Genomic DNA, 26592 nt, shown 5'->3' on the forward strand with positions numbered 1-26592 from the left:
CGTGGGCGTCGGGACGGAACAGGATAGACGGAACACCCTTGGGGTTTAGATCCCCCGGCCACCTGTGGATAACCCGGAAGGTAACAATTTGGTCACGGCCTGCCGATGTTCCCCATTTGGCTACTTCTAGGGCGTTTCGGCTACTGCTGGGAACCTAAGGGCCGTGGTGACATCTCCACTGATGAGGGGTCGAACTCTCCGCGGTGGGGTCCGGTCGGGCGGAGCGTGATGTCGAAGACCGTGCGCAGGAGCTCGCGCTGTACGTCTGTACTCGCTGCCAGGAACGCGGCCCCGGGGTGCTCAGCGAAAGCGAATTCGGCCATCACCCGGCTGCCGATAGTCGCCGCCGCCTGATTCTTCATTGAATCCAATTTCTGCTCAATTTCCCGGCTGCCCTCAATTAGCTGACTTTCGGAAATGAGGCTCTGGGCAAACATTCTGGCTAATGAATTCTTACGCGAAATCAATTCGCCAATATCCGCCGATTCCGCCGGCCGTTCATTCTCTGCCAATAGCTGAGCGTCGGCCCTAACTGCTGCCTTGTAGTCGTCGCGCTCGATATACAGGGCTGCCGCCGTCTTCACGTAGTCATCCAGCGGGCCCATGGCGCGGTTAGCGTGCCCGGGCGTGTACTTGCCGCCCTCCTGGTGGATCTTGCAGCGGTAGGACCGGCGGTAACCTTCAGCGCCAAACCCTGTCATGTACCGGCCGCAAAAGCATTTCACGATGCCACTAAGCAGGTACTTGAACTTGGCCTCAGACTGCTGTGGGCGGTCCGGGCTGGTGAGTATCGCCTCGCACTGCCGGAAGAGCTCCAGAGGCACGATAGCGGGCCAGGAGTCAGAGACAACCTCTCCATGGAACGTCAGCAGTCCGGCGTTACGGGGGCGCAGCAGGACGCGGCGAACCTGAGTGGTAATCATGGGAGTGCCAGACAGGCTAACGGCTCCAGCGTCCGCCCAAGCCCTGGTGACGCTGATAAGCGACTTGCCCGCAATGATGGATTGTGTCCCCTCAAGGATGTGGGCGGCGGCTACGGGCTCCACTTCGATTCCCTCCGCCGTCTTCTGCCATCCCCACGGGATCCGCCCGCCAAGGAATTTGCCCGCCTTCGATGCCTGGGCCTTCTGCGCGGCGATGCGTTCGCCCTTATGGTCTGACTCGTGCTGTGACCATGCAGCAACGGTCTTGGCAACCGCTAGGCCGGTGGCGCTGGATAGATCCAGTAGACCGGCGGTGACCTGATGCGTAACGACGCCGCGGGGCTTGCAGATATCGATGTACCGCTCAAGTTCCCGCGTTCGGCGCATAAGCCTGTCTGAGTGGTAGCAGAGCACGGCGTCCACGCGCCCGGCCTGAATGTCCGTCAGCATCCGTTCATACGCGGGGCGGTGGCGCCCAGAGTAGGCGCTGATGTCGTTGTCCGTGTAGACCTCTGCGACTTCCAAGCCCAGCGTCTTTGCGAGCTCACGGCATAGTTGCTCTTGGCGTTCCACGCCCAAGCCCTGGCCCTGCTGGTCCCGGCTGATGCGAGCATAAACGGCGGCGCGGATGCCCTTGGAGTTAGTCATGCAACCAGTTTATCCGGCAGGTAACTTGACACAATCCCCGCATACGCCATCGCCACTCTGGCCGCCGTGGGCTTCGCAGGACTTCTCGTCTTCATTCTCCGCAGCGACGAAGTCCGCGGATTCCTGTTGAACCTCATCCGCACGGCGCTGGCCTTGCCATGATCCTGGCGCCGGCAGCGCTGCGGCGGGCCAATGACCACAGCAACGGCAGGGGCGACTGCCGGGGCCAGGGCGAGGACACCCGCATGTTGCTGGGACCGGCGGCCTCGTATCGTCGCCGGCGCCGTGGGCCGGGGAATGCCCACGGCGCCGTGACGGCGGAGTTCGCGGTTGCGCTGCCGGCGGTACTGCTGCTCCTCGCACTGCTTTTGGCCGGAGCCTCCGCGGGCGTCACCCAGCTCAGGCTCGAGGAGGCGGCGCGGGCCGGCGCCAGGGCGCTGGCCCGAGGCGAGGATCCGGCCGCAGTGCAGGGGATCGTCAGGACCTTGGCGGGGGCGTCGGCAACGGCGTCCGTTGGGGCTGACGGCGAGTGGCTCAGCGTTACGGTGGCCGACGGTGTGGGCGGGCCGCTGGGGGCAACAGTGCCCTGGATGCTCACAGCCAAAGCCACGACGCGGAGCGAAACGCCAGCTGCCATTGGCGATCCTCTGCCACTGGTACCGCCAATGGCGGCCACGACGCACGAGTACTCTTTCAGGCCGGCACATTCTGCGGATGAACGGGCGGAAGACGTCCGGGTGCCGACGGAGGCAGCGGCGTGAACAGGCAGTTCCGAGACAACCCGGAGCGCGGTTCGGGAACAGTCCTGGCCGCGGGACTGGCATTGGTTGTCATCATGGCGATGGTCCTGATGCTGTTGTTCGCGCAGTCCGCGGTGATGGCCAGCAGGGCTGCGGCAGCGGCGGACCTCGCTGCCCTGGCCGCGGCCGATGCGCTGCGAGGGATCACGTCCGGGGACCCCTGTACGGTGGCCGCCGAGGTAGCGGCCCGCCATGCGGCCGCACTCGTCAGCTGCACGGAAGAGGCCGGCCAGACCGTCATGGTCCGAACGGAGCTGAATGCACGCACACTGGTTGGCGCCGCCACCGGTCAGGCGCGGGCCGGACCGCCGCCCTGAGCCGCTGTGCTGCTGAACGGCTCTGTGCTGGCCAGGAATTCCGCACCGAGGGGAGGCATTTCACGGGCGTCTTTGAGGAGGACGTCGATGAGCGTGACGGCGGCAGCCTTGTCCAGCGGATTGTTTTTGTTCCCGCATTTAGGGGACTGGACGCAGGACGGGCAGCCCGACTCGCACTCACACGCCTTGATGGCGTCCCGCGTCGCCGAGAGCCACACCTTTGCCTTGTCGAAGCCGCGTTCGGCAAAGCCCGCACCGCCGGGGTGCCCGTCATACACAAAGATGGTGGGCACGCCGGTGTCGGCGTGGATGGCGGTGGACACTCCGCCGATGTCCCAGCGGTCGCTGGAGGCCACCAGCGGCAGGAGGCCGATCGCTGCGTGCTCGGCCGCGTGCAGGGCGCCCGGGAACTGCGCCTCGATGAGCCCGGCGCCCGTCAGCGAACGGTTCTCCACCACAAACCACACGGCCTTCGTGAACAGGTCCCGGGCGCCCAGCTCCAGTGGTTCCTCACCCAGGATTTCGTTCGAAATCAGGGCCTTGCGCTGAAAGGAAACCACTTGCGTTGTCACTTTCACATCGCCGAAGTGCACGGCAACATCGCCCCAGTGCTCAGTCCGGAGAGTTTCGAGCACTTCGATCTGGGTCACGTCCCGGGCCGTTGTGTAGTAGTCAGGGTTGGCGCGCCGGACCACCACACAGTGGTCGTCTTCGTTCAGCTCCTCCACCACATAGCTGTCGCCCTGGTGTACGTAGATGGCCCCTGTATGCGCCTGGTAGTGCGTCTGGGGCGAGTCCATGGTCCCGAGCAGGGAACCGGTGTCGGCGTCGACGATGCTCACCGGTCCGCCTCCGTCGGCGCGAAGGTTCACCATGGCCGCAGCGCTCTGGGAGTGGGTCCAGAACCAGCCCGCCGGCCGGCGGCGCAGGTAGCCCTGCGTCACGAGCTGCCCCAGCAGCTTCTCTGCTGTGGCGCCGAAAAGGCCCAGTTCGGCCACGCCCAGCGGAAGCTCTGCGGCGGCGGCGCAGAGGTGGGGCCCCAGCACGTACGGATTGGACGGGTCAAAGACGGTGGCCTCCACCGACACGTCGAAAATCGCCTCCGGATGGTTCACCAGGTAGGTGTCGAGCGGATCATCACTGGCCACGAACGCGGCGATGGCATCCTGGCCCGCACGCCCTGCCCGGCCGATCTGCTGGAACAGCGACGCCCTGGTCCCTGGCCAGCCCGCAACCAGGACGGCATCCAGCCCGGAAATGTCGATGCCCAGCTCAAGGGCGGATGTGCTGGAGACACCCAGCAGTTCACCGGAGCGGAGGGCCTTTTCCAGGGCCCGGCGTTCTTCCGGAAGGTAGCCGGAACGGTAGGCGGCCACGCGTTGCGGCAGACTGGGATCCACTTCGTCCAGAAGGCGCTTGGTGATCGAAGCGATCGTTTCCGCGCCGCGGCGGGACTTAATGAAAGCAATGGTCCGGACCCGGGACGAAACCAGGTTCGCCAGCAGGTCGGCCGTTTCAGCAACGGCGGTGCGGCGTTCGTTGGCGCCGTTCTCGCCCTTGAGCGCGGTCAATGCGGGTTCCCAGAAAGCGACGGTGGTGGAGCCGTGCGGCGAGCAGTCCTCCGCAACGGCCCGGACCGGCGCCCCGATCAGGCGTCCGAACGATGTGCCGGGCTCCGATGCCGTGGCAGAGGCGGCGATGAACACCGGACCGGGATGGGCAGTCCCGGCACCGTAGTACGCGCAGATGCGGCGCAACCGGCGCATCAGGTTGGCCACGTGCGAGCCGAACACCCCGCGGTAGCTGTGGGCCTCGTCCACAATCACGTACCGCAGCCGCCGGAAGAAGCTGGCCCACCAGGCGTGATTGGGAAGGATGCCGAAGTGGAGCATGTCCGGATTCGCGAGGATGAAATTGGCGTGGTCCCGGATCCACCGGCGGGATGCGGGGTCGGTATCGCCGTCGTATGTCTCGGCCCGCACGGTGGGCAGTTTCAGCGCACGGATGGCTGCCAGCTGGTCAGCGGCGAGCGCCTTCGTGGGGGAGAGATAAAGGGTCACGGCGCCGTCGTCGTGGATCTTTCCCGGTTCGGACAGGACGCGCAGTTCGGAGCGGTGGATGGCGTCAAGCGCCGGCAGTTGGTAGGCCAGGGACTTTCCGGAGGCGGTGCCGGTGGCGATGACTACATGCTCGCCACCGTGGGCCAGATTGGCGGCCTGGATCTGGTGCCGGTAGGGCTCGTGGATGCCCAGGGAGCCATAAGCGGCCACAAGATCCGGGTGCGCCCACGCCGGCCACGGCTCGTGGACCGCCTGCCGGGCAGGGATGGTGCGGACATGACGCAGCTGCTCCGGGTCCGGGCCTCGGCCCAGCAAAGGAATCAGGGAGTCATGGGGGTTCACCCCAACATTCTTTCACCCGGGGAAAAATCACCCCACGGAAAGGTCTGCGCCTTCGTCGGACGTGGACAGCATCAGCACACGGCAAACAACGGACCAGCCCAGGTGGGAGTAAAGCTTCTGGCCGTCGAGGGAGGCCAGCAGCAGGCCGTTCTCCACATCCGGTCCGATGGCCTGCGCGGCCAGGGCCTTCATGATGAAACTGCCCAGGCCGCGGCGCTGGAACGTCGGTTGGACGACAATCTTGTCGAACACCGCTGTCTCGCCCACTACAAAAACCCTGCCGCTCGCCGCCACCGTGTCACCCGAGCGGACCAACGCGTGGTGGACGCCGTCGAGTTCGGAGGTGACCAGGTTCAGGTCGTCGTCGGAGAGCCACGGATCTTCCGTATCCTGGGTGGCCATGTCCACAATCATCATGGCCTGCGATGCAGAGGTGACGTTCAGTCCGTGTTCTTGGGCCAGCGCCATGAAGCGGGCAACGTCATTGCTGAGGATGGTCAGGACCCTGGCCGGAGCCTCGGCGGTCTTCGCGGCCAAGGCGGCGAACTCGTCATCGGAGGGGTCATGGGCGAAGTATTCCCACTCCCCGGTGGTGTCGGCCCGCAGTGCAGCGGGGAAACGGCCCTCGACTGATGTCTCGTAACCGCGGCAGCCGGCCCAGCCAGCTACCCAGACTTCAAGAAGGCGTGTGATGTCTTCAACCAAGGCGTCCGGACTCATGTCATGAGGGTATTCCAGCCCCGAGACAAGCAACAGGGGTAGGGTGCCCCGAGGTGACTTGCTTATGCAATCGTGACCAGACAAGACTGACGGAATATCCGCCGCCAAGGATCCGACCAAGAACACTTTTCCGCTGCCCCTGCTGGTCTGTGTCGCCTTGATGGTGGTCATGGTGGGCGGTGCCAGGTATTGGGAGACGGCCACGGGCGTGGGTTACGGGGTCTGGCTTGCCTGCGGGCTCGTCCCGCTGGTGGCCGGCGCCCTGATCTACCGGAATTTGAAGCGCCCGCTGGACTTTTTGGGCTCACGCTCCGAGCCCGAAGGAGCGCGGCGGCCAGGACTTGGTGGACTGCTGACGGCGCTGGTCCTGTTCCTCGTGCCGCGGCTTGCGGGGGACGGCGCTGCAGCACTCGCCGTCCACAACGGCGCCGATGCTTTCGCGGCCGCCGTGACGGCAACCGTGGTGCCCTTCGCCGCCGTCGTCCTGGGGTACCGGGCGGCTGAAACCGCCCTGAACAGGCGCGACGCCGCCATCGCAGCGGGCCAACCTTAGCCCCGGCCAACCGGCGGGCCCGGTGCCCGGCAACCCAGTACCCTTAAATACGTGGCTTTGAACCGAATTGTGCTCTTTTACGGCTTTACCCCCATCCCTGATCCCGACGCGGTGCGGCTCTGGCAGCGTGCTCTGTGCGAAAAACTCGGGCTGACCGGACGCATCCTCATTTCCAAGGACGGCATCAACGCCACGGTGGGCGGCGAGATCGGCGCGGTTAAGCAATACGTGAAGACCACGCGCGAATACAAGGGCTTCCACGGCATCGACGTGAAATGGTCCGACGGCGGCGCGGAGGACTTCCCGCGGCTGAGCGTTAAGGTCCGGGACGAGATCGTCTCCTTTGGCGCGCCCGGCGAACTCAAAGTGGATGAGCACGGCGTGGTGGGCGGCGGCACCCACCTCAAGCCCAAAGAACTGCACGAACTGGTGGAGGCCACAAAACAGGCCGGCGAGGACGTGGTGTTCTTCGACGGCCGCAACGCCTTCGAAGCCCAGATCGGCAAGTTCAAGGACGCGATCGTCCCCGACGTGGCCACCACCCACGATTTCATCAAGGAGCTCGACTCCGGCAAATACGACGCCCTCAAAGACAAACCCGTGGTCACATACTGCACCGGCGGCATCCGCTGCGAGGTGCTCTCCAGCCTGATGGTAAACCGCGGTTTCAAGCAGGTGTACCAGCTCGACGGCGGCATCGTCCGCTACGGCGAAACATTCAGGGACCAGGGCCTCTGGGAAGGCTCGCTCTACGTGTTCGACAAGCGCATGCACCTGGAATTCAGCGAGGACGCAAAGACTATCGGTGCGTGTGTCCGGTGTGCCTCGCCCACGAGTAAGTTCGAGAACTGCTCCAACCCGAGCTGCCGCACGCTGACGCTGTACTGCGCCGAGTGTGCCGCCAGCCCGGAGACGCTGCGGTGCCCCGAAGGCTGCGCGGCCTGAATCGTACGTGGCCTGAAGGGTACGGCCGGTTCAGGGCCGGCAGGCACAAAAGTTCAGAGCCGTGCCAGCCGGTAAGCGAAATTGGCGGGGGACGGCGCTGCAACCTGGAAATGCATCACCGTTTCCTTGGACAGATAGATCACGCTTTCGCGCCGTGATCCGCAGCGCAGGCTGAGGTCCACCATGGTGAATTCGTCATTGCGGACTTTGAAGTCGACGCGCCGTTGACTCCGGCACACCAGCACCAGAATGTAGGTTCCGGCCGGGAGGGGCGCCGTGGCTTCCGTGCGGATTTCCTCCGCGCGCAACAGGCCGAAGGTCCTGTGCGCCACCTGCAGCCCGGGCCCCACTTGGGACTCCGTCAGCCAGGCCTCCATTTCGGCCTCGCTGACGGGATCTTTCCGCCACAGTTCAGCGCGCGGCCCCGGCTCGGTCGCTGCCGGCGCGGCCGGGGCGTTCTCGGCCGGCCGCCACCCTTCGTCGTACGCGTATTCACATCCGGCGAGCGCAGATCCGGCCACCAAGGCGCCCGCCGTCCAGAGTACGACGGCGGCCCGCACCCGGGTGCGCACGGAATCTGACCGGGGCGGGCAAGCGCCCGGACGAAGTGCCGCCCTGCGGGGCGGAGGCGCCCCCTGCGTTGCGGGCATACTCCGACTCTATGCCCGGCACGGACCCCAAGCCAGAGACTCAAGGAAGTGAGGGGAAGGCCGGTTAGGGGAGGGGGTTAGGGCCGCTGCTTGGGGCAGCGGGGGTCGGACTGGCCGGCGCTTCGGCAGGAGCCGTCTCGATGCGAAGGGCGGCCACCGAGGATTCTCCGCGGCTGGTGGGCGACAGCGTAGCCGTCACCGGTCCGGCGCTCAGCTGCAGGGTGGATTCGAAGGGATCGCCGCAGGGAACCTCAAGGTCAAGGAGCTGGCCGCTGCCCTGTGAAACGGTGAGCTTCGCCGCGGGTCCGCGTCCGGGGCTGCAGCCTGCCCGGATGAGATAGGAGCCGCCGGCACAAGACCCATCAGGCTCGAGCCGGCGTTTCCCATGCCGCCCAGCATCGACGCCAGCCGGCGGTCCGATTCCGGTCCGAGCTGCGCTTCCACCTCGGCGATCAGCTCAAGCTGGCGGGCCTGCTCCTGCGCGCTGGGGCCGGCTGGTCCATCGCCAGGAACCGATTGCAGCGCCGCGGTGCTCGCGCCCGGCAGGGGTTCGGCATCCGCGTACTCGCACGCACCCAGCCCGCAAGCTGCCACCAGCATGCCGGCGGCCGCCGCAGCGCCGCGCCCGGAACGCGTCCGCACGGAACCTCGTAGTGGCATGGATCGGCGAGCAACGGACTTTCCCCCAGAAACGCCATTCCCCGAGCCTACCGGCGAGTGGCCGGCAACTAACCTGCGATTACCAGCTGATAGGCGTAGATCAGCGGCGCGTCAACGCTGGAGACGCTGAGCTCCAGCGGTCCGGATTCCGGGAGAGTGATTTTGACGGACTCCCGCGTGCCGTAGCAGGCCGCTCCGAGGTCGGCGAGTTCCTTGCCGCCGGACCGCACCGCGAGGAAGGCCTTGCCGCCGCCGTCGCAGACGAGTGTCAGCGTGTAAGTGCCTGCCGGCACGTTCTCCGTATGGTCCACCGGCTGGGCGTTGAGGATCTTGCCGGCATCCTCGCCAACAATGCCGCTGCCCGACGGCATCGCCGTGGCTTTCCAGGCCGGCACATCGGAGTTCTCCACCGAAAGCTGCTGCGCGCAGCCGGAGACGCCCAGGAGCACAGCGGCTGCAGCAAAGGCGGAGAGGGCGCGCCGTATTGAGGAAGGAAACAGAACCATGCTTCCAACTTACCCGGCCCCATCTGCGCACTGTGATTCGGGACCTTGACCTTGACGCTACGTCAACATTTATCGTTGAAGCATCAGCCGGACCGGAACCCCGGATCATCCCGCCAACAGACCAGGAAGGAGGAACACGTGGACTGGTCCATCCAGGACATAGCCAGGATCGCAGGGACCACCAGCAGGACGCTGCGGCACTACGACGACATCGGACTGCTCAGGCCCAGCCGCACCGGCCACAACGGCTACCGCTACTACAACCAGGATGCGCTGGTGCAGCTCCAGCGCATCCTGCTCCTGCGCGGGCTCGGGCTGGGCCTGCCGGTGATCAGCCAGTTGCTCGACGACGAAACGGACGCAACCAAGGCGCTTACCGGGCACCTCGAATGGCTCAAACAGGAACAGCAAAGGCTGGCGCGGCAGATCGCGTCGGTCACACAAACCATCGAAGCAGTGAAAGGAGGTGGCGAAATCATGGCAGAAGACATGTTCAACGGTTTCGACCACACGCAGTACAAGGACGAAGTGGAGCAACGCTGGGGCAAGGACGCCTACGCGAAGGGGGATTCGTGGTGGCGGGGCATGAGCGCCGACGAGAAGGCAGCGTGGAAGCAGCGCTCGCAGCAGCTGGGCGAGGACTGGATCGCCGCCGCCACGGCGGGCATCGCACCGGACAGCGCGGAGGCCCAGGACATCGCCAGGCGGCACGTCGAATGGCTGACCGGTATCCCGGGCACGCCGGCGTCGGACGCCCGCGGCAAGGACGACGTTAAGGGGTACGTCACCGGGCTGGGTGAAATGTACGTGGCGGACCCCCGGTTCGCCAAGAACTACGGCGGCGTGGAGGGTGCCGGCTTCGTCCGGGATGCCCTGAAGATCTACGCGGCGGAGAACCTGTAGCCCGTCAGGAGGAACCTGGCCCGCCAATAGACTTGGGCGGTGACTGATTCCACGCTTTTTCTGGCCGGCAACACCCCTGATGCCCCGCGCAGCGACCTCCCGGGGCTCCTGACGGCGCTCGCCGCGGACCTGCGCCGGGTGGATTACACGCTCGACGGCGTGGCCGGGCTGCTGGGCGAATCAGCCTACAACGCGCTGAACCGGGACCAGATCATCCCGGCGCTGTTGGCCACCGAAACCGCACTCCAGAACGGTGTGGCGGAGCGTGAGCCTGCGAACGGTGGGAATACGACGGCAGCGCTCGCCGCCGTCGTACGTCTCTGGCTGCTGGCGGAACCGCAAAAGCGGGAAACGCTCGACGCCGCCCTGCCGGGAATCCAGGCCGACGGTCTGGTGGCGTTGGGGCTGCTTGAGCCCGTGCCCGGCGCTGATCTGTCCGGCCCTGACCAGCCCGGCCCTGACCAGTCGGCGCAGGACCTGCTGCAGGCAAAAGCGGATCTGCGGCCGTACGGCTGGGATGCCAATGAGGACGGCAGCGGGGGCACCGAGCTATGGGTTGCCAGCGACCTCGCCGCGCACCAGCAGGCAGGCGTGCTGCGGCACGATCACGTGCTCGGGATCGGGCAGGCGTCCACCACCCTGGTGCAGACCACCGTCCGCCGCCACGTTGCCAAGGCCCTGGATCTGGGCACGGGCTGCGGCATCCAGTCCTTCCACCTCCTGCACCATGCCGAGCACGTGACGGCAACGGACATCTCGGCGCGGGCGCTGGCCTTCACCCGTTTCAACCTGCTCCTGAATGCCGAGGCCCTGCACCTGGACCCGGACAGGCTGGAGGACCGGGTCAGCCTTCGGCGGGGGTCGCTCCTGGAGCCCGTAGCCGGGGAGGAATTCGAACTGGTGGTGTCCAACCCGCCGTTTGTCATCACGCCCCGGACTTTCGGCGAGCACGCGTCCGGGCAGTTCACCTACCGCGACGGCGGGCTGCCCGGCGATGACATTGTGTCCTCGCTAGTGGCGGCACTGCCCGGTGCCCTGGCCCCCGGCGGCACCGCGCAGCTGCTGGGCAACTGGGAAATTCCCGCCGGGACCGAGTGGCACGAACGGCCCAAGAGCTGGATCGGTCCGGACGCGGATGCCTGGTTCATCCAGCGCGAGCAGGTGGGCCCGGAACAGTACGCCGAAACGTGGCTGCAGGACGCGTCAGAATCTCGCGACCGGAAGCATTACCGGGACGCCTACGCCGCCTACCTGGCGGACTTCGCGTCACGGAACGTGGCGGGGATCGGCTTCGGGATGATCTGGCTGCGCCGGCCGACGGTCACGGGACAGGTTGCCGGACCGGAAGCGGGGCGCGGCACCGCGTCCATCAGCCGATTCGAGGAAATCACGTACCTCATTGAGCAGCCCATCGGGCCCCACCTGGGCGCCGCCGTCGAGCGTTCCGACTGGCTGGCCGGCAACACCCTGGCGGACGCGCACCTGCTCGTGGCGGACGACGTCACCGAGGAACGCCATCAGCGCCCCGGCGCCGAGCACCCCGGCGTGATCCTGCTGCGCCAGGGTGCGGGCCTGCGCCGGACCAACCTGCTCAGCACCGAACTCGCCGGATTTGTCTCCGCCTGCGACGGTGACCTCTCCGTCGGTCAGATCATCGGCGCCCTCGCGGCGCTGCTCGGCGGGAGCCTCGCCGGGGAGGACGGGTTCGACGGCGGCGCGTTCCGGACAAGGCTGCTCGCCGACGTCGCGAACCTGGTCAGCGACGGTTTCCTGGTTCCTTCCGAGCCTGCTGAATAGTGGTTCGGCGGGCTCCGGAACACCCTAAAACGGGGTCCCGGACGTGCCTGATGAGTCGACGGGTTTTCCACATGAATGCGCACGATTGTCCAAAATATGGTGAACTAGGCCAATATGGGCTCATCTGCCCACGCAACCTTTTTCTGTAGGAGCACCGTGCCAAGCAAGGCCAAAACAGGCAAGAAACTCGTGATTGTGGAGTCTCCGGCCAAGAGCAAGACCATCGCCAAGTACCTCGGCGAGGGCTTCATCGTAGAGGCCTCCATTGGTCACATCCGCGACCTGCCGCAGCCGTCTGAGCTCCCCGCAGAACTGAAGAAAACCTCGGTGGGCAAGTTCGCCGTCGACATCGAAAACGACTTCAAACCCTATTACGTGGTGTCCGCGGACAAGCGGAAAAAGGTCACCGAGCTGAAGGCCGCACTCAAAGATGCCGACGCCCTCTATCTCGCAACCGATGGGGACCGCGAGGGCGAGGCCATCGCGTGGCACCTGCTGGAAGTGCTCAAGCCCAAGGTTCCGGTCTACCGGATGACGTTCGGCGAAATCACCAAGGAAGCCATCCACCGCGCCATGGACAACCTGCGCGATGTTGATACGGCCCTGGTGGATGCGCAGGAAACCCGCCGCGTTCTGGACCGCCTCTACGGTTACGAGATTTCCCCCGTGCTGTGGCGCAAGGTGGCCCGCGGCCTGTCCGCCGGCCGCGTGCAGTCCGTGGTCACCCGCATGGTGGTGGATCGTGAACGCGAACGCATGGCCTTCAAAGCCGCCTCCTACTGGGACCTCACGGGCCAGTTCGGCGCCGGCTCTGCTTCGTTCAAGGCGAAGCTGGCCGCGGTTGACGGCGCCAAGGTGGCTTCGGGCCGGGACTTTAACGACGACGGCGTCCTCACCTCGCGCAACGCGGCGCACCTCAACGAGGAACTCGCCACGTCGCTGGCCGCGGGCCTGCAGGACGCCGACTTCCGCGTCCGGTCCGTGGACACCAAGCCGTACACCCGCCGTCCCGCAGCGCCGTTCACCACGTCCACGCTGCAGCAGGAGGCCGGCCGCAAGCTGCGCTTCACCTCCAAGAGCACCATGCAGGTGGCCCAGCGGCTGTACGAAAACGGCTACATCACCTATATGCGTACCGACTCCTCGGCGCTGAGCGACGAAGCCGTCACGGCCGCCCGCCGCCAGGCCTCCGAGCTGTACGGCCCGGAATACATTCCGGCGTCGCCCCGCGTGTACACGAGCAAGGCTGCGAACGCGCAGGAAGCCCACGAGGCCATCCGCCCCGCCGGTGACTCGTTCCGCACCCCGGCACAGGTGGCCAAGCAGCTCTCCGGCGACGAGTTCCGCCTGTACGAGCTGATCTGGAAGCGCACCGTCGCCTCCCAGATGGGTGACGCCAAGGGCTCGACGGCGACCATCCGCCTGGGTGCCGTTGCCACCGATGGCCGTGACGCCGAATTCTCCGCCTCCGGCACCGTCATCACCTTCCCTGGATTCCTTGCCGCCTATGAAGAAGGCAAGGACGAAAGCCGCGGGGACGACGACTCCGACGAAGCCCGGCGGCTGCCGAACGTGGCCAAGGACGATGCCCTCACGGCGTCGGACATTGTGGCCGTGGGCCACGAGACCTCGCCGCCGCCGCGTTTCACCGAAGCTTCGCTGACCGCCGAGCTGGAGAAGAAGGGCATCGGCCGCCCGTCGACCTACGCCTCCACCATTTCCACCATCCAGGACCGCGGCTACGTCCGGAAGCAGGGTTCCGCGCTGGTGCCCAGCTGGATCGCCTTCTCCGTAATCCGCCTGCTCGAGCAGCACTTCACGGACTACGTGGACTACGAGTTCACGGCAGACATGGAAGGCGACCTGGACAAGATCGCCAACGGCCAGGCCGTGGGTTCCGCCTGGCTCAAGCACTTCTATTACGGCGAAGACTCCGATCCGGGCCTGCTGAGCATCGTCAACAACCTGGGCGAGATCGATGCCCGCGAGATCAACTCCGTACCCATCACCGAAGGCATCACGCTGCGCGTGGGCAAGTTCGGGCCCTATCTGGAAAGCTCCATCCCTACGGTGGACCCCAAAACCGGCGAGCTCGTGGAGAACTCCCGCGCCAATGTCCCCGAGGACCTGGCGCCGGATGAGCTGACGGCGGCGAAGGCCATCGAGCTGATGGAAACGGCGGCGCCGGAAGAACGCGTACTGGGCGACGATCCGCACACCGGGCACAGCGTTGTCGCCAAAAACGGCCGTTACGGCGCCTACGTCACCGAGGTCATCCCCGAGATGACCGAGGAGCAGCTGGCCAACCAGCCGGTGGAGTACTACAAGAACGGCAAGCCGAAGCCGCCGAAGAAGCCCGTCAAGGCCAAGCCGCGCACCGGTTCGCTGTTCGCCTCCATGACCGTGGATTCCGTGACCCTGGACGAAGCGCTGCAGCTGATGAGCCTGCCCCGCGCCCTGGGCGAGGACGCCGAAGGCAACCTCATCACGGTGCAGAACGGCCGGTTCGGTCCGTACCTGAAGAAGGGCACGGATTCCCGCTCCATCGGCACCGAAGAGGAGATCTTCACCATCACGCTGGAGCAGGCCCTGGAGATCTACTCCCAGCCCAAGCAGCGCGGCGCCCGTGCCGCAGTGGCGCCGCTGGCCGAGTTTGGACCGGACCCCGTTTCCGAGAAGAACATCGTGGTGAAGGAAGGCCGCTTCGGCCCGTACATCACCGACGGCATCACCAACATCACCGTCCCGCGGTCCACGTCCCTGGAGGAACTGACCCGGGAACAAGCCGTTGAACTCCTCGCGGAGAAGCGGGCCAAGGGTCCGGTCAAACGCACCACAACGGCCCGCAAGGCCCCGGCCAAGAAGAAGGCTCCGGCCAAGAAGTAAGTACGGCGGAATTGCGCCGGGCTCTCCAACGTGGTCGAGTAGATACATGACTGAACAGCCCGGCACAGCCGATCTCACGCCGCTTAATGACCTCGAAGAGAAGCTCGCCCTGGGCGGCCAGCCAGAGGGCAGCCCGGTGGATGTCATCCTGACCTTCCTCAACAGCGAGGTCTACGTCATCAGCACCGACGGGATCGAGGGGGGGGATTCACAGGTGGAGCCGCTGGTATTGGCGAACGCCGACGGCGAGCCCGTCCTTGCGGTGTTCTCGCATCCGAGCCGGGTTGATGACCAGTACCTTGAGGCGGCCCCGAACGTCCTGGGGACCCAGGGGGCAGCCATCATCGCCAACATTGGCGAGGAACTGGGCATGGTGATCAACCCCGGCGCCGCGTACGGTTTCGAGATCAACCCGGAGGGCGTTGCCAACATCAAGCGTGACTTCAAGCGCGCTGATGAGCTTCCGGACGGCGCACCCGAGGACGCCTCCGCAAACTGACATTTTCCGCGCAGGTTGTGAGTGAGGGCCCGTGCGGGGGAATAATGGCAGGATGCGGCTAGGCGTTCTCGATATCGGGTCAAACACTGTCCACCTTCTCCTGGTGGATGCCCACCCTGGCGCGCGTCCAGTGCCTTTCGCGTCGCACAAACGGCCGTTGTCCCTGGTCCAATACCTGGATGCTGACGGTAATATCACGGACGCGGGCCAGCATGAGCTGACCGAATTCGTCCTTGAAGCCTGGGAGTTTGCGGCCAGGCACAAGGCGGACGACCTGCTGGCTTTCTGTACGTCGGCCATCCGCGAAGCCACCAACGGCCCTGCCGTGCTGGCCAGGGTCAAGCACGAAACCACTGTCACCCTGCAGGAGCTGACCGGCAGCGAAGAAGCCTCCATGACGTTCTTCGCCGTCCGTCGTTGGTACGGCTGGGGCGCCGGACCCATCCTGAACCTGGACATCGGCGGCGGCTCCTTCGAAATGGCCTTTGGCCAGGACGAGCTGCCCGAGGTGGCCACCTCGGTGCCGCTCGGCGCCAGCCGCCTCACCCGCGACTGGCTGGCTGAGGACCCGCCTTCCGCCAAGAGTGTCAAGGAGCTGCGCCGCTACATCCGGGCCACGCTCGCCCCCGCGGTGAGGCAGTTCGACGGTCTGGGCCGCGCCAATGTTGTGGCCGGCACCTCCAAGACCTTCCGGTCGCTCGCCAGGGTCGCCGGGGCAGCCCCGAGCGCCGCAGGTCCCTACGTGAAGCGCACACTTAACGCCACGGATCTGGGCGTCTGGGCGCAGCGCATTTCAGCCATGAAGTCCGAGGACCGGCTCTTTCTGCCGGGCGTGTCAGAGGCCCGCGCGCACCAGCTCCTCGCCGGGGCCCTGGTTGCTGAGGCCGCTTTGGAAATGTTCAAGTTCAAGAAGGTCAGGATCTGCCCCTGGGCGCTGCGTGAAGGGCTGATCCTGCGCCGGCTCGACCAGCTGGTCTTCGCCGGTCCGCTGGATCCGGCCCCGCATATCGCGGAGCCCGCCCGGGCACGTCCGGCGATCGAGGCCACACCCGCCTGAGGGCTGTTTGCCTGGGGCCCGCCTGAAAACCGCGTTAACGCGAAAGCGCCGGCGTCCGCAACAGGAAAATGGGGGAAACCTGTTGCAAACCACCGGCGCCTCGGGCAAACATCCTCATGCTTGCCGCATCACTCGCACCCTCAATGAGGTAATAACTACGTTAGGCGGCGAAGTTGTGTGCAAGCTGCAGCGAACATGGGAGTCCGCTGTGAATCAGTTTCGGCGGGTTCCCGCTTTTTACGATTCGTTCCATTTCTGCGGCCGCCCACCCGAACTGCAATGATGGAACCATGAGTAACCGAATCGCCTTCCTCGGCTGTGGATCCATGAACGAAGCCATCCTCTCCGGCCTCCTGGCCGCCGGGACCGACCCCGCTGACGTCATAGCTACCGTCAGGCGTGCCGAACGCGCCGAGGAGCTGGCCTTGCGCCACCACGGCATTACGGCCGTCGCCGGCGAAGAAGAACCGGACAACAACAAGGACGCAGCCAAGGGATCCGCCGTCGTAATCCTTGGCGTAAAGCCCGTGGGCATCGTCGACCTGGCCCGCGAAATCAGCGGCTCCCTGTCCCCGAACGCCATCGTAGTCAGCGTCGCCGCAGCCGTATCGCTGGCGCAACTGGAAGCTGCCCTGCCTCCCGGACAGCCGGTCATCCGCACCATGCCGAACACCCCTGCCAAGCTGGGCCGCGGCGTCGTGTCCGTCTCACCCGGAACCAACTGCACGCCGGAACAGCTCCAGACCGTGAAGGACATCCTGCGGGCCGCGGGCACCGTGGTGGAGGTGCCCGAGGAGCAGGTGGATGCGGTGTCGGCCATCAGCGGCTCGGGTCCTGCCTACGCGTTTTACCTGGCCGAGGCCATGGCAGCGGCGGGCGTCGAACTGGGCCTGGATCCCGAGTTGTCGCTGCTGCTGGCCCGGGAGACAGTGGCCGGTGCGGGCTTTATGCTGGCCGAACCGGGCGCCGATCCCTCGGCCCTGCGCAAGGGAGTGACCAGCCCTAACGGCACCACCGAACGCGCCATCGCCACCTTCGACGACCGCGGCATTCCGGCCATCATCGCCGCAGGCGCCCGCGCCGCAGCGGACCGCTCCGCAGAGATCACACGGCAGCTCGGCTGATCCCCACACTCGGGAGTTAGAGGGCGGGGCGGCTTACGGCCGCGCAGCGAACCGTTCCAGCAGGTCCACGTGCCCGGACACGATCAGCATGTCGCGGGCGGACACCTTGGTTTCAGGGCGGGCGTAGGTGAAGTCCTCGCCGGGCGACTTCACGCCCACAATCGTCACGCCATACTTGGAGCGCACCTTGGACTCATCCAGCGTGAAGCCCACAGTCTCGCGCGGCGGATACATTTTCACGATGGCGAAGTCGTCGTCGAACTCAATGAAGTCGAGCATGCGGCCGGAGACCAGGTGCGCGGCGCGGACGCCGGCGTCGGCCTCGGGATAGATCACGTGGTTCGCGCCGATCCGGGTGAGGATCTTGCCGTGCGACGGCGTGATGGCCTTGACCCAGAGGTGCTCGATGCCCAGGTCCACCAGGTTCACGGTGATCAGCACGGAGGACTCGATCGAGGTGCCCACGCCACAAACGGCGGAGCTGAACTCCTGGGCGCCGAGTTGGCGCAGCGCATCGATGTTGGTCGCGTCGGCCTCCACCACGTGGGTGAGGAGCGGCGCCCACTTCTGGACCAGGTTCCGGTCGCGTTCGATCGCCAGCACCTCGCGGCCCTGTTTCACGAGTTGCTCGGCAGTAGAGGAGCCGAAGCGGCCCAGCCCGATCACCAGTACCGGCGCGTTGTGGGCGGGGCGGTTGGGGGCTCCTGAGGAATTAGCCAATGATGGGCCTCTCTTCCGGGTAGTGGTACAGCTGGCTGCGTTGGCGCAGGGCCAGGCCGGCGGCAAGGGTGACGGTACCCACGCGGCCAGCGAACATCAGGACGGTAAGGACATAAACGCCCGACGGCGGCAGTTCGGCGCTGAGATTGGTGCTCAGTCCCACGGTGGCAAAGGCTGAAATGGTTTCGAACAGCACGCGGTCCAGGGATGCGCCGCTGATCTGCAGGAGCAGGAACGCTGAGACGGAGACCAGCGTCGCGCCGGCGACGATCACTGAGATGGCCACCCGCATGGTGCCCTGGGGAATGGTCCTGCCGTACACCTTCACGTCGGAGTCGCCGCGGGCCTCCGCGACGATGGCGAGGAACATGACGGCGATGGTGGTCACCTTGATGCCGCCCGCCGTCGACGCCGAACCGCCGCCGGCGAACATGAGGGCGTCGGTGAGCAGCATGGTGGTGGATTCCATGTGGTTCTGCTCCACCAGGTTGAAACCGCCCGAGCGGGTCATGACGGAGGCGAAGAGGGAGTGCGTGATCTTGTCGCCGAGGTCCATATGGCCGATGGTCCGGGCGTTGTCCCACTCCATCAGTGCCCACAGCACCGCGCCCGCGGCCAGCAGGATGAAGGACACCTGGATGGTCAGCTTGGTGTGGAGATTCCACTCCTTCCAGTTGAGCCCGTTCTGCTGCAGGACCATCACAACGGGAAAACCCAGGCTGCCCAGGAACACACCGAGCATCAGCGGGATGAGGATCCACAGGTCGGTCTCGTAGGGCACAATGCCATCCGAATGCGGGGTGAAGCCGGCGTTGTTGAAGGAGGAAATTGCGTAGAAGACTCCATGCCACACCGACTGCCAGAAGGGCTCGCCCAACGTCATAAACCGGGGGATCAGCGCCAGCGCCAGGACACCCTCGATCACCACGGAGGTCACGATGACGATCCGCAGCAGCGTACCCACTTCACCGAGCCGGCCGGCGTTATTCATGGCTTCCTGCGCGATGAGCTTGCCGCGGACGCCAAGCTTCTTGCTCACCATGAGGGCCAGCAGCGACGCGAGCGTGAGGGTTCCCAAGCCGCCCACGAAGATGCCGATCAGGATGACCAGCTGGCCGAAGAAGGACCAGTGCACCGCCGTCGAAACAACCGTCAGACCGGTCACACAGACAGCGGACACCGCGGTGAAGAGGGCCTGGTGTACTGGCGTGGCTGTGCCGGTGGCGGAGGAGACGGGCAAGGACAGGAGAAACGTGAACACCAGGCAGACCGCGCCGAAGGCGCTCAGGGCAAGCCGGGCGGGCGACGTGTTGGCAATGTCGTCAACGAAGTCGCGTACGCGGGTGAAGATCCAGAGGCCTTCGCGCTCCGGTGCGGCGGGGTGCCAGCTGGCCGGGCTCCGGGGCCTCGACTGGCGTTGCGTCATGGGGGCTTTTCCTCGGTTGAAACTGTTTCCTCAAGTAGTAAACCACTAATGCCCGCGTAATGGCCGGGCCGGGGCAGTGGCGTCCTCCGGTAGCCTGTCATTGATGACATTCCTGCCCGGTCTCAGCCAGCCCGCGCCACCAACGATGGTGGTGTGGAATTCCGCCATGACGGCCTACAATTTCGGCCCGGGCCACCCAATGGCTCCTGAGCGTATGGACCTGACGGCCCGCTTGGCCCGGAGCTTGGGCCTGCTGGACCTGGCGCATGTGTCCGTGGAGGCGCCGGAGGTTGCTTCCGATGCCGAACTGGAAACCGTGCACTCGCCCGAGTTTGTGGCCGCGGTCCGCCGGGTCAGTGACGATCCAACCTCGCCGGATGAAGCCCGCGGGCTGGGCACCGACGACGATCCGGCCTTCGCCGGTATGCATGAGGCCGCCGCGAGGCTGGCGGGCGGATCGCTGCTCGCTGCGTCCGCCATTCTGGACGGATCCGCGCTCCACGCCGTGAACTTCGGCGGGGGCATGCACCACGCGGCCCGTGACCGCGCCAGCGGCTTCTGCATCTACAACGACTCTGCCTTGGCCGTCCAGCGGCTGCTCGACGGCGGCATCCGCCGCGTGGCCTACATCGACGTCGATGCGCACCACGGCGACGGGACGGAAAGCATCTTCTGGAACGACCCCCGGGTCCTGACCATTTCCCTGCATGAAAGCGGACTCACGCTGTTCCCGGGTACCGGCTTCGCGAACGAGATTGGCGGTCCGCAGGCTGAGGGCGACGCGGTCAACGTTGCCCTGCCGTCGGGCACCGGCGATGCCGGCTGGCTGCGTGCTTTCCATGCTGTGGTGCCGCAGCTCGTGGGCGCGTTCCAGCCGGAAGTCATCGTCAGCCAGCACGGCTGCGACTCGCACCGTTCTGACCCGCTGGCCCATCTGAACATCAGCGTTGACGGCCAGCGCGAGGCGGCCACCGCCGTCGGGAATCTCGCTGCCCGGCACTGTGAAGGCCGCTGGATCGCCACCGGTGGCGGCGGGTACAGCGTCACGGACGTTGTGCCGCGGTCCTGGAGCCACCTGATCGCCATTGCCGCCGGGCGCCCCGTTCCGCTCCGGACCGCGGTGCCGGAGGACTGGCGCACCTACGTATCGGGCAAGTTCGGCAGGGACGCACCGGGCCTGATGGGCGACGACGTGGAGCTCTGGTGGCGGTCCTGGGAAGTGGGGTTCGACCCCAACGACGCCGTGGACCGCACCGTCATGGCCACCCGCAAAGCCGTTTTCCCGCTCCACGGCCTGGACCCCTGGTTCGACTGACCCTTCTTCAAGCCTGCGCGGGCCGGTAACGGGCGAAATAGTTGATGCCTTGCGGCGTATATGTCGCTAGGGTGGGAGGCATGGTGACAGACGACGTATTTGCCGTCATTGCGGAAGCAACCCGGCGCGACATTTTGGTATCCCTGCGCGCCGGGGACAAGGCAGTGGGCGAGCTGGTGGAAGAACTCTCCGCAAGCCAGCCCACCATTTCCAAGCACCTGAAAGTCCTCCGCGAGGCGCAGCTGGTCAGCATGCGGGCGCAGGGCCAGAAACGCTACTACGCGCTGAACCCCAAACCACTGGAGGGGATCGTCAGCTGGCTGGAGACGTTCGACGTCGGCCCGGCAGCCGCCGTCGCCAAGTCACCCCGCGCTGTGGCTACCCCGCTGCCGGACGACGAAGCCGTCACCGCCGTCCTCGAGCGCCCGGGCGCCGAACTGAGCCCCGCGGTCGTGATTCCCGGCGGAGCCTCGGCCCCGCTCAGTGACGACACCGTGCCGCAGCAGATCGGCCGCACTGTGGGCCGCGCCGCCACGAAGGCCGCGGACCTGCTGGCCAACCTCCCCAATCTCCCCAAGTTCGGCCGCAAAAAGTAGCTCCCATTAACCCAAAGTAGGTAGCAGTAAGTGTCGTTTTGAGGGCTCAAAACGACAGATAGCGCTACCTAGTTGGGCGGGCGGGGCTACTTGGTGAGCAGGTGCACGTGGTCCGGGGTCAGCTCCGAGATCTTGCTGACGCCGAGCAGCGCCATGGTGCGGGCCATGTCCGTCTCGAGGATCTGCAGGGTGCGGTCCACGCCCGCCCGGCCGCCGGCCATGAGGCCGTACAAGTACGCGCGGCCGATCAGCGTGAAGTCGGCGCCCAGGGCCAGGGCCGCGATGATGTCGGCGCCGCTCATGATGCCCGTGTCCAGCATGATGGCCGCGTCCGAGTTGTCCTTGATGAACGCTTCCTTGACCCCCGGCACCAGGTGGAACGGGATGGGCGCGCGGTCCAGCTGGCGGCCGCCGTGGTTGGAGAGCACCACGCCGTCCGCGCCGTGGTCCACCACCTTGCGGGCGTCCTCAACGGTCTGGATGCCCTTGACCACGAGCTTGCCCTTCCAGGTTTCGCGCAGCCAGTCCAGGTCCTCGAACGTCAGCGTGGGGTCGAACATGGAGTTGATGAGGTCAGCCACGGTTCCGGTGTAACGGGACAGTGAGGCGAACGTCAGTGGCTCGTGCGTGAGGAAGTTGAACCACCAGGCCGGGCGGTAGGACGCATCCAGGACGGTCTTGATGGTCAGCGCCGGCGGGATGGTCATGCCGTTGCGGACGTCGCGCAGGCGGGCGCCGGCGACGGCGGTGTCCACGGTGACCATGAGGGTGTCGTTGCCGGCTCTGGCGGCGCGCTCGATCAGTTCCAGCGAGCGGTCGCGGTCCGTCCACAGGTACAGCTGGAACCAGTTGCGGCCGTTCGGGGCGGCGGCGGCCACGTCCTCGATGGAGGCGGTGCCCATGGTGGAAAGGGTGTACGGAATGCCGGCGGCTTCGGCTGCCTGCGAGCCGGCGTATTCGCCTTCGGACTGCATCATGCGGGTGAAGCCGGTGGGGGCGATGCCCACGGGCAGCCGGGAAAGCTTGCCCAGGATGTCGGTGCTGAGGTCGATACTGGCGACGTTGCGCAGGATGCCGGGCCGGAACTCGATGTCCAGAAAGGCTTCGCGGGCGCGGCGCAGGGTGATCTCGCCCTCGGCGGCGCCGTCCGTGTAGTCGAACGGGGCCTGCGGCGTGCGTCGCTTGGCCATGTCGCGCAGGTCCCAGATGGTACTGGCGCGCTTGAGCCGGGCTTCCTTGCTGAATTCGGGCTTCTTGAACTGCATCAGCGGGGCGAGGTCCGAGTATTTGGGGATGCGGCGCTTCAGCGCTGCCGGGACTCCGGTGGCGGCCGGCTTCGGCGCGGCGGTGGATGCCGGGACCTCCGTGGCCGGCGTGACCTCGGGATTTGTTGGCTGGATGGTATGGGTCATGGCTGCCTCCGTTGGTGGGCCTGGCGCAGGGTGTCGGGCTGTGGTCTAACCACACTCTAGGCTATGTGGTCCAACCACATCAACTACGATAGCGATATGCGTACGCACCAACTTGTCCTGACGTGGATCGAAAAGCAGCTCTCCGACGGCCAGCTGAGCGTGGGCGGACGACTGCCCGCGGAACGGACACTCGCTGAGCAGCTTGCGGTTTCAAGAACCTCGGTGCGCGAGGCCATTCGGATCCTGGAGGCCATGGGCGTGGTCCGGGCCGGGGTTGGCTCCGGCCCGGAATCAGGGACTGTGGTGATTTCGGATCCGACGGCGGCGCTCGGCTCGGCGCTTCGGCTCCACGTTGCCACTCAGCACCTGCCCGTGTCCGACATCGTGGAAACGCGCATCCTGCTGGAGACCTGGGCGGCTGCCCGGGCAAAGCCCGACGCTCCGGAGCTCGAACTGGCCGCCACGCTCCTGGGCGAGATGGACGCCGTCGAACGCGTTGCCCGGACGGCGGATGACTTCCTAGCGCTGGACATCCGGTTCCATCTGGCCCTCGCGGACGCCGCCGGCAATGCCGTGGTCAGCGCCATGATGGGCTCGCTGCGCGAATCCATCCAGGGGTATACCGCCCAGTTTACGGCCAACCTGCCGGACTGGGATGCCACGGCGTCGCGCCTGCAGGCGGAGCACCGTGACATTCTGGCCGCCATCAGGAACGACGACGGCGCGCGCGCGGCCACGCTGGTAGCTGCCCACATCGAGGGGTACTACCGCGAGGGCGGGGTGGGGCGCCCGGCGGAGGGCTGACCCGCCCGGGGACTGACAGCGATTCGACATGGCAGTTCGCGGCAATGACAGTGAACAACACTGCCGCGAAATGTCATCTCGCGGGGGTTTGGGGCGGGTCAGCCGTGCGCGGCCGTACGTGGCGCCTTGGCGGGGCCGCTGCTGGCCCGGATTTCCAGACGCGGCTGGTACCGGCCGCCCGGGGCGTCGTGGTCTTCCTTGCGGATGAGTGCCCGCAGTTCACGCCAGGCCTGGCCGCCGAGTTCGGCAATGGGAACCGCCGCGGTGGTCAGGGTGGGCGTGGTGTAGCGGGCGAACGGGATGTCGTCGAAGCCGGTGACGGAAATGTCGCCCGGAACGTCCACACCGCGCTCGTGCAGTCCGCTCATGAGGCCCATGGCCACGAGGTCGTTGAAGGCCAGGATGCCCGTGGCGCCGCTGGCCAGGACCGAGTCCACTGCCCCGTGGCCGGTATCGAAGTCCGAGCCGCCGTCGAGCATGGTGACGTCCACCTGCGGGTGCCTGGCCTTGAACGCCCCCAGGCCCTCGAGCCGGAGGCCATTGGAGGCACTGCCTGCCGGGCCGGCCAGGAAGGCAAGGCGTGTGTGGCCGAGGCCCACCAGGTACTCGGCGAGGTCCTGGACTCCCTGCCCGTAGTCCACCACGAGGCTGGGAACCCCGGCAGTCGCCGTGGTCCGGTTGATCAGGACCAGCGGGTGCAGCGATGGCGCGATTTCCTCGAGTTCGGCGTCGCTCATGCGCGGGGCGCAGAGCACCAGGCCGTCGCAGCGGCGGCGGGCCTCGCCGGCCAGGATGGCTTCCTCGCTGGAGACTTCAAAGGAATCGGCAATCAGGACGCGGTAGCCATCCTCCGCCGCAGCCCGGCTCAATCCGCGCAGAATCGCCTGGAACGTGGGGTTGGCGAGGTCCGGCACCACAATGCCGATGGTGTCCGTCTTTCCCAGAGCGAGGCTGCGCCCCACGGGATTGGGCTGGTATTTGAGCTCGACGGCGGCCGCCCGCACCCGTGCCGCGATGTCCGGGTCCACGGTGAAGTTGCCGTTCATTACGCGCGAAACAGTGGCGTGCGATACCCCTGCCTTCACGGCAACGTCCGCAATGCCGATTCTGCCGGTTGCCGATTTCCTGGCCATGGCCCTGCCTTTCGTAAGTCCCGGTCCCCGTAAGTACCGGCGCCCGTGGGACAGCATACAACGCTCTGGGAAACCGGTTTCCATTCCTTCGGCGAGCCCGATGGGGGCCGTGTCGCCACCGAAACGGCCTTTCGGTCAGAAAACGCTTTCTCTTAGAGAGGATAAGGGTTGACGGGACCGCTCGTCTATTGATAGAAATCATGTAGCGGCACTCAGAAAACGCTTTCTCGTCTGCCGACCAGCGACTTTCTGGACCACGGTCCAGTGCACCACCCGTCCAGTGCACCACCCGCACAGGGCACTACAGTCCAGAGCACCACCAGCGGCCGCAGTCCGGCCGAGTATTGAAGCCTTCGAAAGGGACCCTCATGGTCAACACAGCCGAATCGAGTTCTGCTACCGCTGCCTTCACTTCAGCACCGGAGTCAGGCGCACGTATGAGGGCCCGAATCGCCCTCATCGGCACCGGTGGACGCTCCGAGATGTACATCCGAGCCATCTTCGGCAAGCACGCGGACACCGCGGAGCTTGTCGCGTTCTCCGACGTCAACCCCGGCCGCGTCGAGTTCTACCAGAAGCTCATCCAGGAGCTCGGTGCTCCGGGCCCGGTCGCTTCCTTCAACCCCGCGGACCTCACCGCCTTCATCCAGGCCAACAACATCGACCGCGTTGTGGTGACCACGCCGGACTACACCCACGCGGACTACATCGTGGAGGCACTTGAGGCGGGGGCCGACGTCGTCGTCGAAAAACCACTCACCATCGACGCCGAAGGCTGCCGCCGCATCACCAAGGCCGTGGCAGAAACCGGCCGCAACGTGGTGGTCACCTTCAACTACCGCTACTCACCGCGCAACAGCGCCCTGAAGGAAATCATCCAGAGCGGCGTGATCGGCAAGGTCACCTCCATCGACTTCAGCTGGGTCCTGGACACCGTTCACGGCGCCGACTACTTCCGCCGCTGGCACCGCGAGAAGAAGAACTCCGGCGGCCTGCTGATCCACAAGGCATCCCACCACTTCGACCTGGTCAACTGGTGGATCAACGACGTCCCGGAGCGCGTCTTCGCCTCCGGCGGGCTGAAGTTCTACGGCGACGAGAATGCCGCCGAGCGCGGCCTGGGCCCCCGTCCGGAGCGTGGAACGCCCGACGCCGGCACTCCGGTAAGTGCCGAAAAGGACCCGTTTGCGCTGGACCTGCGTGAGGATGAGCGCCTGAAGGCCCTCTTCCTGGATAACGAGCACTACGACGGCTACCGCCGCGACCAGGACGTCTTCACCGGCGGCATCACCATCGAGGACAACCTGGCACTCGTGGTGGAGTACCAGGGCGGCCCGCGCCTGAGCTACTCCCTGAACGCCCACAGCCCGTGGGAAGGCTACCGTGTGGCAGTCAACGGCACCGAGGGCCGGGCCGAACTCGAAGTGGTGGAACGCGCAGCGGTCCTCAACGGCACGGACGAAGAGACCGTGGTTGACCCGAGCGCCACCCCCATCGAGGAGGAAGACGCCGTCCGCCGCAACGGCGAACGCCTGGTGGTCCAGCGCCACTGGGAAGCTGCCTACGAAGTGCCCATCGTTAACGGCGAGGGAGGCCATGGCGGCGGCGACGACCTGCTCCTCTCCGACCTCTTCAACGGCCCCGGCGAGGACCCGCTGGGCCGTCCCTCCGGCTACCTCGACGGCCTCCGCTCCGTGTGCGTGGGCATTGCCGGCAACCTTTCGCTGGAGTCCTCCCTTCCTGTCCGCATCGAGGATCTCCACCTCGGCGCAGACCTTCGCCGCGACGCCTAGTCC

At 66.2% G+C, this 26592-nt stretch carries 24 protein-coding genes and 1 pseudogene; 15 read left to right on the plus strand and 10 right to left on the minus strand.

Features of this window, described 5'->3' with window-relative positions:
- Positions 1-140: 140 nt before the first annotated feature.
- Positions 141-1571 carry a recombinase family protein gene (locus AC50YA_RS10410; protein WP_494982206.1) on the minus strand — a complete coding sequence of 477 codons (1431 nt, stop codon included), beginning with the start codon at positions 1569-1571 and terminating at the stop codon, positions 141-143.
- 42 nt (positions 1572-1613) lie between these two features.
- Here AC50YA_RS10410 and AC50YA_RS10415 point away from each other — a divergent pair.
- From AC50YA_RS10415 to AC50YA_RS10425, 3 genes and pseudogenes are all read left to right on the plus strand, one after another.
- A pseudogene (locus tag AC50YA_RS10415) lies at positions 1614-1733 on the plus strand (DUF4244 domain-containing protein); the annotation flags it as partial.
- A complete protein-coding gene (locus AC50YA_RS10420) occupies positions 1730-2332 on the plus strand; it encodes a TadE family type IV pilus minor pilin (RefSeq protein WP_494982207.1) in 603 nt (200 codons plus the stop codon). The pseudogene AC50YA_RS10415 and the gene AC50YA_RS10420, both read left to right, overlap by 4 nt.
- Positions 2329-2688 (plus strand): Rv3654c family TadE-like protein, encoded by a 360-nt coding sequence (locus tag AC50YA_RS10425; protein ID WP_494982208.1) that lies wholly within the window; start codon positions 2329-2331, stop codon positions 2686-2688. The genes AC50YA_RS10420 and AC50YA_RS10425 overlap by 4 nt, the downstream gene beginning before the upstream one ends.
- Here the strand turns inward: AC50YA_RS10425 and AC50YA_RS10430 are convergent.
- Entirely contained in the window at positions 2661-5090 is a 2430-nt protein-coding gene (locus AC50YA_RS10430; protein ID WP_494982209.1) for a DEAD/DEAH box helicase, read from the minus strand. The genes AC50YA_RS10425 and AC50YA_RS10430 overlap by 28 nt on opposite strands.
- A gap of 27 nt (positions 5091-5117) precedes the next feature.
- Positions 5118-5810 (minus strand): GNAT family N-acetyltransferase, encoded by a 693-nt coding sequence (locus tag AC50YA_RS10435; protein WP_494982210.1) that lies wholly within the window; start codon positions 5808-5810, stop codon positions 5118-5120.
- A gap of 160 nt (positions 5811-5970) precedes the next feature.
- Between AC50YA_RS10435 and AC50YA_RS10440 the strand changes: the two genes are divergently transcribed.
- A complete protein-coding gene (locus tag AC50YA_RS10440) occupies positions 5971-6363 on the plus strand; it encodes a hypothetical protein (protein ID WP_494982211.1) in 393 nt (130 codons plus the stop codon).
- Between the two features lie 51 nt (positions 6364-6414).
- A complete protein-coding gene (gene trhO / locus AC50YA_RS10445; RefSeq protein ID WP_494982212.1) occupies positions 6415-7308 on the plus strand; it encodes an oxygen-dependent tRNA uridine(34) hydroxylase TrhO in 894 nt (297 codons plus the stop codon).
- A 53-nt stretch (positions 7309-7361) separates the two neighbouring features.
- On the opposite strand, the gene AC50YA_RS10450 is transcribed toward trhO, so the two are convergent.
- From AC50YA_RS10450 to AC50YA_RS10460, 3 genes are all read right to left on the minus strand, one after another.
- A complete protein-coding gene (locus AC50YA_RS10450; RefSeq protein WP_494982213.1) occupies positions 7362-7958 on the minus strand; it encodes a DUF6023 family protein in 597 nt (198 codons plus the stop codon).
- Positions 7959-8168: 210 nt separating this feature from the next.
- Positions 8169-8600 carry a hypothetical protein gene (locus tag AC50YA_RS10455; protein ID WP_494982214.1) on the minus strand — a complete coding sequence of 144 codons (432 nt, stop codon included), beginning with the start codon at positions 8598-8600 and terminating at the stop codon, positions 8169-8171.
- A gap of 86 nt (positions 8601-8686) precedes the next feature.
- Positions 8687-9124, minus strand: a complete 438-nt coding sequence (locus AC50YA_RS10460; RefSeq protein WP_494982215.1) for a DUF6023 family protein — start codon at positions 9122-9124, stop codon at positions 8687-8689.
- Between the two features lie 138 nt (positions 9125-9262).
- On the opposite strand from AC50YA_RS10460, the gene AC50YA_RS10465 reads away from it, so the two are divergent.
- The 6 genes from AC50YA_RS10465 (at position 9263) to proC (ending at position 17390) form a co-directional block, all read left to right on the plus strand.
- Complete coding sequence (locus AC50YA_RS10465) at positions 9263-10027, plus strand: MerR family transcriptional regulator (protein WP_494982216.1); 765 nt, start codon at positions 9263-9265, stop codon at positions 10025-10027.
- Positions 10028-10066: 39 nt separating this feature from the next.
- Positions 10067-11824 (plus strand): DUF7059 domain-containing protein, encoded by a 1758-nt coding sequence (locus tag AC50YA_RS10470; protein ID WP_494982217.1) that lies wholly within the window; start codon positions 10067-10069, stop codon positions 11822-11824.
- 156 nt (positions 11825-11980) lie between these two features.
- Positions 11981-14710: a type I DNA topoisomerase gene (topA, locus tag AC50YA_RS10475; protein ID WP_494982218.1), complete on the plus strand. Its 2730-nt coding sequence runs from the start codon at positions 11981-11983 to the stop codon at positions 14708-14710.
- A gap of 46 nt (positions 14711-14756) precedes the next feature.
- Entirely contained in the window at positions 14757-15209 is a 453-nt protein-coding gene (locus AC50YA_RS10480) for an SseB family protein (RefSeq protein ID WP_494982219.1), read from the plus strand.
- A 52-nt stretch (positions 15210-15261) separates the two neighbouring features.
- Positions 15262-16266, plus strand: a complete 1005-nt coding sequence (locus AC50YA_RS10485; RefSeq protein WP_494982220.1) for a Ppx/GppA phosphatase family protein — start codon at positions 15262-15264, stop codon at positions 16264-16266.
- Between the two features lie 290 nt (positions 16267-16556).
- Positions 16557-17390, plus strand: coding sequence for a pyrroline-5-carboxylate reductase (gene proC, locus AC50YA_RS10490; RefSeq protein ID WP_494982221.1), 834 nt, complete (start codon positions 16557-16559; stop codon positions 17388-17390).
- Positions 17391-17423: 33 nt separating this feature from the next.
- Here the strand turns inward: proC and AC50YA_RS10495 are convergent, their stop codons facing one another.
- Positions 17424-18110, minus strand: coding sequence for a potassium channel family protein (locus AC50YA_RS10495; protein WP_058931335.1), 687 nt, complete (start codon positions 18108-18110; stop codon positions 17424-17426).
- Complete coding sequence (locus AC50YA_RS10500) at positions 18103-19536, minus strand: TrkH family potassium uptake protein (protein WP_494982222.1); 1434 nt, start codon at positions 19534-19536, stop codon at positions 18103-18105. Before AC50YA_RS10500 ends, AC50YA_RS10495 begins: the two co-directional genes overlap by 8 nt.
- Before the next feature lie 103 nt (positions 19537-19639).
- On the opposite strand from AC50YA_RS10500, the gene AC50YA_RS10505 reads away from it, so the two are divergent.
- Positions 19640-20851, plus strand: coding sequence for an acetoin utilization protein AcuC (locus tag AC50YA_RS10505; RefSeq protein ID WP_494982223.1), 1212 nt, complete (start codon positions 19640-19642; stop codon positions 20849-20851).
- An 80-nt stretch (positions 20852-20931) separates the two neighbouring features.
- Positions 20932-21447, plus strand: coding sequence for an ArsR/SmtB family transcription factor (locus tag AC50YA_RS10510; RefSeq protein ID WP_494982224.1), 516 nt, complete (start codon positions 20932-20934; stop codon positions 21445-21447).
- Between the two features lie 86 nt (positions 21448-21533).
- On the opposite strand, the gene AC50YA_RS10515 is transcribed toward AC50YA_RS10510, so the two are convergent.
- Entirely contained in the window at positions 21534-22859 is a 1326-nt protein-coding gene (locus AC50YA_RS10515) for an alpha-hydroxy acid oxidase (protein ID WP_494982225.1), read from the minus strand.
- A gap of 96 nt (positions 22860-22955) precedes the next feature.
- Here AC50YA_RS10515 and AC50YA_RS10520 point away from each other — a divergent pair, with 96 nt between their 5' ends.
- On the plus strand, positions 22956-23663 hold the full coding sequence (locus AC50YA_RS10520; RefSeq protein ID WP_494982226.1) for a FadR/GntR family transcriptional regulator: 708 nt from the start codon (positions 22956-22958) through the stop codon (positions 23661-23663).
- A gap of 98 nt (positions 23664-23761) precedes the next feature.
- Here the strand turns inward: AC50YA_RS10520 and AC50YA_RS10525 are convergent, their stop codons facing one another.
- Positions 23762-24796 carry a LacI family DNA-binding transcriptional regulator gene (locus AC50YA_RS10525; RefSeq protein WP_494982227.1) on the minus strand — a complete coding sequence of 345 codons (1035 nt, stop codon included), beginning with the start codon at positions 24794-24796 and terminating at the stop codon, positions 23762-23764.
- Positions 24797-25164: 368 nt separating this feature from the next.
- Between AC50YA_RS10525 and AC50YA_RS10530 the strand changes: the two genes are divergently transcribed.
- On the plus strand, positions 25165-26589 hold the full coding sequence (locus AC50YA_RS10530) for a Gfo/Idh/MocA family protein (protein WP_494982228.1): 1425 nt from the start codon (positions 25165-25167) through the stop codon (positions 26587-26589).
- Positions 26590-26592: the final 3 nt, after the last annotated feature.

The organism is Pseudarthrobacter sp. RHLT3-21, from assembly GCF_059383495.1.